The organism is Cellulosimicrobium sp. EB106-03-01-XG111, from assembly GCF_058792115.1.
This window is the reverse complement of sequence record NZ_JBYTEQ010000027.1, coordinates 58,257-67,540: the sequence shown is the minus strand read 5'-3', so window position 1 is coordinate 67,540 and position 9,284 is coordinate 58,257. Positions and strand designations below refer to the sequence as shown.

Here is a 9,284-nt window from a genome sequence, read left to right as displayed (position 1 = left end):
CCCCCCCCCCCCCCCCCCCCCCCCCCCCCCCCCCCCCCCCCCCCCCCCCCCCCCCCCCCCCCCCCCCCCCCCCCCACGCCGGTCACAGCCCCAGGTCGTCGAGGACGGGGAGCCGGGCGCGCACGGCCGCGCGCGCGGCGTCGGGCGTGGGCTGCTGGAGCGCGAGGAACGCGAGCTCCTCGCACCGGTCCGACGTCGTCGCGGCCAGCACCGCGGCGACGTCCGGGAGCGCGCGCGGCGTCATGGACAGCGACGTCACCCCGAGCCCGACGAGCACCGGGGCGAGCACCGGGTCGGCCGCGGCCTCCCCGCACACGCCGAGCGGTCGCCCGTTGAGCGCCGCGCCGGAGCCCGTCGCCCCGACGAGCGCGAGGACCGTCGGCTGCCACGCGGTGGACAGGCGCGCGAGGTCGGAGACCTCGCGGTCGGCCGCCATCGTGTACTGCGTGAGGTCGTTCGTGCCGATGCTCGCGAACGCGGCCTTGGCCAGCACCCAGCGCGCGCCGAGGGCCGCGGCCGGCACCTCGATCATCACGCCCGCCGTCGCGAGGCCGTGGTCCGCGCACAGCGCGACGAACGACTCCGCCTCGTCCGGCGTCGCGATCATCGGCGCCATGACCCACACGTCGGCCGACTCCGCCTCCGCCGCGCGCGCGACGGCCGTGAGCTGACGGTCGAGCACCTCGGGGTGGCGGCGCGCGGTGCGCAGGCCGCGCACCCCGAGCGCCGGGTTCGGCTCGGCGTCGGGCGTGACGAACGGGAGCGGCTTGTCGGCGCCCGCGTCGAGCGTGCGCACGACGACCTTGCGGCCCGCGAACGCAGCGAGCACCTCGCGGTAGGCCACGACCTGCTCGTCGACCGTCGGCTCGACCGTCCGACCGAGGAAGCAGACCTCGGTGCGGAACAGCCCGACGCCCTCCGCACCCGCCTCCGCGGCGGCGCGCGCGTCCGCGCCGTCCGCGACGTTGGCGAGCAGCTCCACCCGGCGGCCGTCCGCCGTCCGCCCGGGACCGTCGAGGCGCCGCCGGGCGCGGCGCGCGCCCCGGGCCGCGACGACCGCCGCCACGTCGTGCGCCGACGGGTCGCGCTCCACCGTGCCGAGGCCGCCGTCGACGAGCACGGTCTCGCCGTCGCGCAGCGCGAGCGCGTCCTCGACCGCCACGACGGCCGGGATGCCCAGGGCGCGCGCGAGGATCGCGGTGTGCGACGTCGGGCCGCCGCCGCGCGTGACGACCGCGAGCACGCGCCCGGGGTCGAGCTGCGCCGTGTCCGCGGGCGCGAGGTCGTCGGCCACGAGGACGAACGCGTGGCCCGGGTCGGGCACGCCGGGCACGGGGAGGCCGAGCAGCGTCGCGACGATCCGGTCGCGCACGTCGCGCACGTCGCGCGCCCGCTCGGCGAGGAGGCCGCCCAGCGCCTCGAGCCGCCCGACGACGACCCCCGCCGCGTCCCACACGGCCCGGGCCGGGGTGGCCCGCAGCTCGCGCACCCGCCCGACGGCGTCGCGCGCCAGGGCGGGGTCCGCCGCCATCGCGGCGGTCACGCCCAGGACCTCCGCCGCGGTGCCCTCGGCCCGCGCGGCGCGGGCCGTGAGGTCCTCCTGGACCGTCGTCACCGCCGCGAGGACCTGCGTCACCGCGAGGTCGACGTCGGCGTCCGACGCGTCGGCGGGCAGCAGCGCCGGGTCCGGCTCCGCGACGGAGCCGGGCATCCGCGCCACCGGTCCCGCCCCCCGCCCGGGGCTGACCGGCACGCCGGCCAACCCCGGGTCGAGGTCCCGCGCGGGGGCGCTCGTCGCGTCGTCGGCGAGCGTCACGCCGTGCTCCCGCCGCCGGACGCGCCCGTCCGGCTCGGGGTGCCCGCCTCCGCGGCGTCGACGTCGCGTCGCACCGGCGAGGCCTCCGCTGCCGAGGCGTCGGGCCGCGCGTCCTCGGTGGTGTCGACGGCGCCGGTCGCCTGGACGGAGCCCTCCGCGTCGTCGTCCTCGCGGCCCGGGGTCCGCAGGTTCCAGCGGGTGATGACGAAGCGGAAGAGGACGTAGTAGAGCACCGCGTACCCGAGCCCGATGGGGATGAGGAGCAGCGGCATCTCGGCGATGCGGAAGTTCAGCAGGTAGTCGATCGCGCCCGCGGAGAACCCGAACCCGTCGCGGATGCCGAGCGCGTTGACGAGCGCCATCGACGTGCCGGTGAGCACCGCGTGGATGACGTACAGCGGGTAGGCGACGAACACGAACGCGAACTCGAGCGGTTCGGTGACGCCCGTGACGAACGAGACGAGGGCGGCCGAGCCCATGATGCCGGCGACGACCTTGCGCTGCGCCGGCTTGGCGGTGTGGACGATCGCGAGCGCGGCGGCCGGGAGCGCGAACATCATGATGGGGAAGAACCCGGTGAGGAAGGTGCCCGCGGTGGGGTCGCCCGCGAGGAACCGGAAGATGTCGCCCTGCGCGACCGTGCCGTCGGCAGCGGTGTACTCGCCGAACTGGAACCACGGCAGCGAGTTGAGCAGGTGGTGCAGGCCGATGGGCACGAGGAGGCGGTTGAGCGTGCCGAAGACGAACGCCCCGAGGATCGTCGAGCCGGTGACGAACCCGCCGATCTGCTCGTTGATGAGCCAGTCGAACGCGGGGTAGATCAGCGCGCCCACCACCGCGATGAGCACCGAGACGCCCGCCGTGATGATCGGCACGAACCGCCGCCCGCCGAAGAACGCGAGGTACGGGGGCAGCTTGATCCGGTAGTACTTCTGGTACAGGAGCGCGGCCGTCAGACCGATGACGATGCCACCGAGCACGCCGTAGTTGATGAGCGCCTGCGTCTCGCCCTCGGCGGCCTCGCCGAGCACGTAGGGCGAGAGCGAGTCGGTGACGCCGGAGAACACGAGATAGCCGATGAGGGCGGCGAGACCCGTCGTCCCGTCGGCCTTCTTGGCGTACCCGACGGCGACGCCGAGGGCGAAGATGATCGGCAGGTTGCTGAACAGCGCGTTCCCGGCGGCGCCGAGGACGTCCGCGACGGGCTGCATCCACGCGAAGGTCCCGGCGGCGCCGTCGGCTCCGAGCATGTCCGGCTGCCCGAGACGCATCAGCAGCGCGGCAGCAGGGAGCGACGCGATGGGCAGCATGAGCGAGCGCCCGACGCGCTGGAGCTGCGCGAAGCCGGGCACCCCTCTCTTGGTCCTCGTCGGTTCGGCGACGGTCGTCATGTCCTTCTCCTCCTGGGCAGGCCTGGGGCGCAGGCGAGGTGCGTCGAGCGGCGGCTGTGGCGCGACGTCGTGCGGCGTCGTTGCCGGTCCCGGGGCACGACGAGAAGACCTGGGGTCGTCGTGCCCGGGGTGTCGGTCCAGGTTGTCTGGACCACTTGCAGGAAGAGTGGTCTAGACCTCATGATGTGTCAACCCCCGAGGGTGACCCGGGACACACGGCGGGCCCCGCGGGGCGCGTCGTCGCAGGTCGCACGACGGCCGGACGACGACAATGCAGCCGTGGAGAACGCGGCACCGGAGCAGGGCGGTCGGCGACGACCGGGACCAGGGACGGCACGAGGACGAGGACGCGGCACGACGATGAGCAGGTCACGATCGCAGGCGAGCGAGCACAAGTACCTCACGGTGCGCGCCTACCTCGCCGACCTCGTGGCGAGCGAGCTCTCCGTCGGCGACGCGGTGCCGTCGGAGCGCAGCCTCACCGAGAAGTTCGGCGTCTCGCGCATGACCGTGCGCCAGGCCGTCGACGCGCTCGTCACGGAGGGCGTGCTCGAGCGGGCCCAGGGTCGCGGCACCTTCGTCGCGCCGCCGCGCGCCGACTTCGAGATGCGGCTCACGACGTTCGGCGAGGAGGCACGACGGCGCGGCATGGAGCCGGGCACCGAGGTGCTGGAGGCGGGGACGGCCCCCGCACCCGCGTCCGTCGCCGAGTCGCTCGGTCGCGCGACGGGCGACCCGATGCACCACGTCGTGCGCCTGCGCACCGCCGACGGGTCACCCATGAGCGTCGAGGAGGCGTGGATCCCCGTGGACCTCGCCCCCGACCTGCTCGACGACGGCGTGCCCGAGAGCCTGTACGGCGCCCTGCGCGAGCGCGGGCTCGCGCCGACGTGGGGCGAGGACACGATCACCGCGTCCGACGCGACGGTCCAGGAGCAGAAGCTCCTCGAGCTCCGCGCGTCACGAGCCGTCATGCGCACCGTGCGACGCACGTTCGCGGGCGACTCCCCCCTCATGTACTCGCGCTCCAGCTACCGCGGCGACCGGTACAGCGTCTTCGTCCCGCTGCGCGAGGCGCGCCCGACGCTCGTGCCGCGCAGCACCACCGCGGACGACACCCCCGCGGACGGGGGCGCCGTCACCGACGACGCGCCGACCGACCAGCTCGCCCCCGTGCCGGTGCCGGCACGGGCGACCGAAGGGAACGACCGATGACACAGTCCGACGCGGAACGCGCCGCGACGATCCTCGCCGGCCTCGGCGGGGTGGGGAACATCGAGGAGATCGACCCGTGCACGACGCGGCTCCGGTCGCTCGTCAAGGACCCCACGCTCGTCGACGCCGCCCTCCTGCGCCGCGCCGGCGCGTTCGGCGTCATGGTGAACGGGCGGGTCGTGCAGGTGGTCGTCGGCCCGCAGGTCGACACCATCGCATCCGACCTCGCCGACCTCATGTGAGGGACCCGGACCCGGGCGCGACTCGGGCCACAGCACCCTTCTCCGCGCATCCCGCGCACCCCGACCGGCACGGCTGCCGGCCGGTCCCCCCGACCCGGCCCCGGCCGGACCCCGACCCCGAGGAGCACCCGTGAGCAAGGCAGAGCAGATCCTCCGAGGCCTCGGCGGCGACGCGAACGTCCTCGACCTGGAGGCGTGCATCACGCGCCTGCGCGTCGAGGTCGAGGACCCGGCGCTCGTCGACGACGCCACGCTGACCGCGGCCGGGGCGATCGCCGTCGTGCGGTCGGGCGCCGCGATCCAGGTCATCGTCGGCCCCGAGGCCGACAACATCGTCTCCGACATCGAGGACCTCCGCTGATGGCGGCGCCGCTCACGGTGCTCGTCCCCGTCACGGGCACCGTCGTGGACGTGAGCGACGTCGACGACCCCGTCTTCTCCGCCGGGCTCGTCGGCCCCGGGCTCGCCGTCGAACCCGACGACGCGCAGGGCGGCGAGGCCGTCGCGCCCATCACGGGCACGGTCGTCAAGCTGCACCCGCACGCGTTCGTCGTCCAGCACGACGACGGCCGCGCGGTCCTCGTCCACCTCGGCATCAACACGGTCCAGCTCGGCGGCGAGGGCTTCACGACGCACGTCGCGCAGGGCGACCACGTCCAGCGCGGCACGGTGCTCGTCACCTGGGACCCGAAGGCCGTGCGCGCCGGCGGCCGGTCGGCGGTGTGCCCGGTCGTCGCGCTCGAGGCGGCGCCCGACGACGTGACCTCGCTCGCCGAGGTCGGGGCGTGGGCCGCCCACGGCGAGGAACTGCTCACCTGGGGTTGACACACCGGCGTCCGGCCGGACATCGGGCCGCGGCGAGCTATTGTGCAGGCCCCTTCCATATGCGAGGCTTCGGCACTGACGCCACGCCCACAGGGGGCGAGCATGGCGTCAGATGCTCGAGCATCACACCCGATGAAGGGGGAACGATGAAGTTCAAGAAGCTCGTCGCCGTCGTCGCCGCCGCTGCGGCGCTGGCTCTCGCCACGCCGACCGTCGCGAACGCGGCGGAGACGCGGACGTACACCAACACGTTCGGGAGCTGCCGGGTCCTCGTGATCTCCTACGCCAACGCCGGCGGGGCGAAGACGACGGCCACCTACCGGCTCCTGGGCGGGCAGTCCAAGACCTTCAGCACCGCGGGCCACATCCTCGGCCACTCCTGGACCGCCTGCTGACGGTCACGCTTCACCGGGGCCGGGCTCCGTCGGAGCCCGGCCCCGCGCACGTCCACCGAGGACCCCGTGCGAGCCGTAATCTAGCCGCGCAGCGGGAGCGTGAGGGACGGGACGTCGCCCGGCTCGCCCCGGTCCACCACGCGGACCGGCACGCCCCAGTCCTGCTGCGCGAGGTGGCACGCGGGGAAGACGTCCGGGTCGGGCTCGCCGTCGGCTCCGAGCGGGACGACGTCGCACGACGCCGCCCGGGCCGTCACGTGCAGCACGCCCTCGCGGACCTCGGGGTTGATGACCAGGTCGCGGCCGAGCTCGACGCCGACGCCCTCCCCGGACAGCAGCAGGTCGGGCGGCGTCGCGCTCACGCGCAGCTCCGTCGACGGGCCGAACCGGTCGTCGAGCTTCTGCCCTGGTGCCGGGACGAACGGCACGTCGAGCCACAGCGGCCCGGCCCCGATGTCGGTCACGGGACGCTGCGTGCGGTGCGCGCCGCCGTCGAGCACCTCGCCCGCGAGCGACGCAGGGAGCGCGACGCGCGTGAGGCGGTGCGCCGCGGACTCCACGACGAGCAGGTGGACCTGCGGCTCGCCGCCCGGCCCCTCGCCCACCTGCACGACGACGCCGCTCGGCTCCGCGAGGCCCGTCGCCAGGGTCGTGACCTCGCCGGCGAGGCGGGTTCCGGAGGTGTCGTCGCCGACGCTCCCGGCGTCACCGGGAGCCGGGGCGAACCGGCGCAGCGCGCCGTCGTACGTGTCCGCGACGACGACGCTCCCGTCCGGCAGCGTCGCGACGCCGAGCGGGTGCTGCATCAGCGCCTGCTCGGCCGGGCCGTCGCGATGGCCGAAGTCGAACAGCCCCTGCCCGACGGCGGTCCGCACCTCGACACCGTCGGGCACGACGGCGACGCCCCCACCCAGCCCGGACACGCGGCGCAGCGCCGAGGTCTCCGCGTCAGCGACCCAGACGGCACCGTCGGACGCGACGGAGAGCCCGGACGGCTGGGCGAACCAGGCTGACGCTCCCGGCCCGTCCTCCAGACCCTCGTTCATCGTCCCGGCCAGCAGCCCGAGCTTCCACCCGTCGAAGGCCCACAGCGTGTGGTGGCCCGCCATCGCGACGACGAAGCCTCCCAGCTCGTCCGACCAGGCGACGTCCCACGGCGACGACAGCTTGACGTCGAGCGGCTCGTAGGTTTGCGCGGCGTCGAACGGACCGAGGCGCCGGGATCCGTCCCCGTCCGCCACGACGACGTTCTCCACGCCGCCGACCATGAACTGCTCGCCGGTCCCGGCGACCGTCGTCACGTGCCCGTCGGCGAGCCGCACCCCGCGGAGCGCATGGTTCGCGGTGTCCGCCACGAGGACGTCGAACCCGTACGCCTCACGCTCCCGCTCCGGGACCAGGCAGAGCCCGTTGGGCTCGGCGAACCGCGCGTCGTCGGGGCCGCCGTCGGCGAGCCCGCGCTCGCCGGACCCGATGCGCCGGACGAGGGTCTCGCCGTCGGGCAGGAGCTCGGCGAGCGCGTGGTGCCCGGCGTCCGCGACGAGGAGGTTGCCGCCGGGCAGCTCGACCGCCTTCGCGGGGAAGCGCAGCGTGCCCGACGACGGCGCGGGCGCCACGTACGGGCCGTCGCCCCGGTGCAGCGTGCCCTTCGCGTCGTGCTCCGCGACGAGCTCCTCGACGAGGGCGGCGATCGCGGACGCGTGCCCCTCCCCCGCCATCTGCGCGACGACGTAGCCCTCGGGATCGACGACCACGAGCGTCGGCCAGGCGCGCGCCGCGTACGCGGACCACGTGACGAGCTCCGGGTCGTCGAGCACGGGGTGGTGCACCTCGTACCGCTCGACCGCGGCCGCGAGCGCCGCCGGGTCCGCCTCGTGCTCGAACTTCGGCGAGTGCACGCCGACGACGACCAGCACGTCACGGTGCCGCTCCTCGAGCTCGCGCAGCTCGTCGAGGACGTGCAGGCAGTTGACGCAGCAGAAGGTCCAGAAGTCGACCAGCACGATCTTCCCGCGCAGGTCGGCGAGGGTCAGGTCGCGGCCGCCGGTGTTGAGCCAGCCGCGCCCGACGAGCTCGGACGCGCGGACACGGGGAAGTCGCTCGGTGGTCACGCGACCATTCTCGCGCGCCGCGAGCGGTGAGCCGACGACGCCCTAGGGGCGGCGCAGCTCGGGGCGCAGGGCGTGGAGCTCACGCGTCGCACCGAGCCCGACCGCCGCGACCAGGTCGGCCCCGACACGGAACTCGGTGAGGAGCCCGCCGCCGTCGAGGGTGCGATGCTCCGGGGTCGCGCCGGGCACGGCGACGCCGAACCCCGCGACCTGGGCGCCGTGCAGCAGGAGGGTGAGCCCGGCGTCGGGCACGTACGGGCCGGGGTCGGGGCCCCCGACGAGGTGACGCAGGACGAGGCGTGCCGCGTGAGCGCCCTGCGCGACGGCGGCGTCCCAGTGGTCGGTCCGGAACCGCCGTCCGCGCCGGTCCCGGTGGACGGCGACCGCCCCGGCGGCGAACACGCCGGGCGCGGCCGGGACGGCGAGGCGGTCGTCGACGTCGACGCCGCCGCCGGTGCCGGGTGCGGCGGGCGCGGTGCCGTGCGCGACGACCGCGAGGTCGGACTCCAGGGTCGTCCCACCCGCGAGGCGCACGGTGACGCCGCCCGGATGCTCGGTCACCGCCTCGACCCGACGGCCGAGATGGGCGTCGAGGTGCTCCTCGTGGCGCTGGGCGACGGCGCGCGCGACCGCGGTCCCGAGCGCCCCCGCGAGCGGGAGCCGGGAGCGGGCGACGAGGTGGACGGTCGCACCGACCTCGGCGAGCCAGGCGGCGGTCTCGGAACCGACGAACCCGGCACCGAGCACGGTGACCGTGCGCCGCGCGGGATCGGGGCCGAGCAGGCCACGCAGCCGCTCGGCGTCCCGCGAGGTGTGCAGTTGCACCACGCGGGACTCTCCGCCGTCGGGACGCGCGACCCCCGGGGCACGGTCCACGACCGGGCCGGGCCGAGGTGCAGCGCCGGTCGCGACGACCAGCGCCGTGGCGGCGAGCTCGCGCCCGTCCGCAAGGACGACGGTCCGTCGTGCGGCGTCCAGCCCGGTCGCGCGCGCCCGCACGAGCTCGACGTCGGGCGGCACGGGCAGGGCGGCCTGCTCCGCGGTGAGCACGCCCTGGAGGATCGCCTTGTCGACGAGGGTGCGCAGGTAGGGCTCCCCCTCCTCGCCGTGCACGAGGACGACACGGCCGTCGAAGCCCTCGCCGCGCAGCGTCGCCGCCGCAGCGTGCCCCGCGGCGCCGCTCCCGACCACCACCACGTCCGCCGACCTATCCACGTCGCCCATCTTTCCTCCTTGACCTTGATACCCCCTGTGGGTATATTCGCCATCCTAGTCATACCCCATGGGGG

At 75.4% G+C, this 9,284-nt stretch carries 9 protein-coding genes; 5 read left to right on the top strand and 4 right to left on the bottom strand.

The window, feature by feature from the left end:
* Positions 1-82: 82 nt before the first annotated feature.
* Together ptsP and AC3WT4_RS18410 are read right to left on the bottom strand one after the other, a co-directional pair.
* On the bottom strand, positions 83-1,816 hold the full coding sequence (gene ptsP, locus AC3WT4_RS18415) for a phosphoenolpyruvate--protein phosphotransferase (RefSeq protein ID WP_492316157.1): 1,734 nt from the start codon (positions 1,814-1,816) through the stop codon (positions 83-85).
* Positions 1,813-3,207: a PTS transporter subunit EIIC gene (locus AC3WT4_RS18410; RefSeq protein WP_492316156.1), complete on the bottom strand. Its 1,395-nt coding sequence runs from the start codon at positions 3,205-3,207 to the stop codon at positions 1,813-1,815. Before AC3WT4_RS18410 ends, ptsP begins: the two co-directional genes overlap by 4 nt.
* A gap of 360 nt (positions 3,208-3,567) precedes the next feature.
* Between AC3WT4_RS18410 and AC3WT4_RS18405 the strand changes: the two genes are divergently transcribed.
* The 5 genes from AC3WT4_RS18405 to AC3WT4_RS18385 all read left to right on the top strand — a co-directional run bounded on the left by AC3WT4_RS18405 (position 3,568) and on the right by AC3WT4_RS18385 (position 5,884).
* Positions 3,568-4,422, top strand: a complete 855-nt coding sequence (locus AC3WT4_RS18405) for a GntR family transcriptional regulator (RefSeq protein ID WP_074805016.1) — start codon at positions 3,568-3,570, stop codon at positions 4,420-4,422.
* Positions 4,419-4,664 carry a PTS sugar transporter subunit IIB gene (locus tag AC3WT4_RS18400; protein ID WP_108047707.1) on the top strand — a complete coding sequence of 82 codons (246 nt, stop codon included), beginning with the start codon at positions 4,419-4,421 and terminating at the stop codon, positions 4,662-4,664. Before AC3WT4_RS18405 ends, AC3WT4_RS18400 begins: the two co-directional genes overlap by 4 nt.
* 130 nt (positions 4,665-4,794) lie before the next feature.
* A complete protein-coding gene (locus AC3WT4_RS18395; protein WP_034650918.1) occupies positions 4,795-5,025 on the top strand; it encodes a PTS sugar transporter subunit IIB in 231 nt (76 codons plus the stop codon).
* The gene (locus AC3WT4_RS18390; RefSeq protein WP_074805013.1) at positions 5,025-5,489 is read left to right on the top strand and encodes a PTS sugar transporter subunit IIA; all 465 of its coding nucleotides are present in this window, start codon (positions 5,025-5,027) and stop codon (positions 5,487-5,489) included. Before AC3WT4_RS18395 ends, AC3WT4_RS18390 begins: the two co-directional genes overlap by 1 nt.
* A gap of 146 nt (positions 5,490-5,635) precedes the next feature.
* Complete coding sequence (locus tag AC3WT4_RS18385; protein WP_021482232.1) at positions 5,636-5,884, top strand: hypothetical protein; 249 nt, start codon at positions 5,636-5,638, stop codon at positions 5,882-5,884.
* Between the two features lie 80 nt (positions 5,885-5,964).
* On the opposite strand, the gene AC3WT4_RS18380 is transcribed toward AC3WT4_RS18385, so the two are convergent.
* Both AC3WT4_RS18380 and AC3WT4_RS18375 read right to left on the bottom strand, forming a co-directional pair.
* Positions 5,965-7,995: an NHL domain-containing thioredoxin family protein gene (locus tag AC3WT4_RS18380; RefSeq protein WP_108047709.1), complete on the bottom strand. Its 2,031-nt coding sequence runs from the start codon at positions 7,993-7,995 to the stop codon at positions 5,965-5,967.
* Between the two features lie 42 nt (positions 7,996-8,037).
* Entirely contained in the window at positions 8,038-9,219 is a 1,182-nt protein-coding gene (locus tag AC3WT4_RS18375) for an FAD-dependent oxidoreductase (protein WP_492316155.1), read from the bottom strand.
* Positions 9,220-9,284 lie beyond the last annotated feature (65 nt).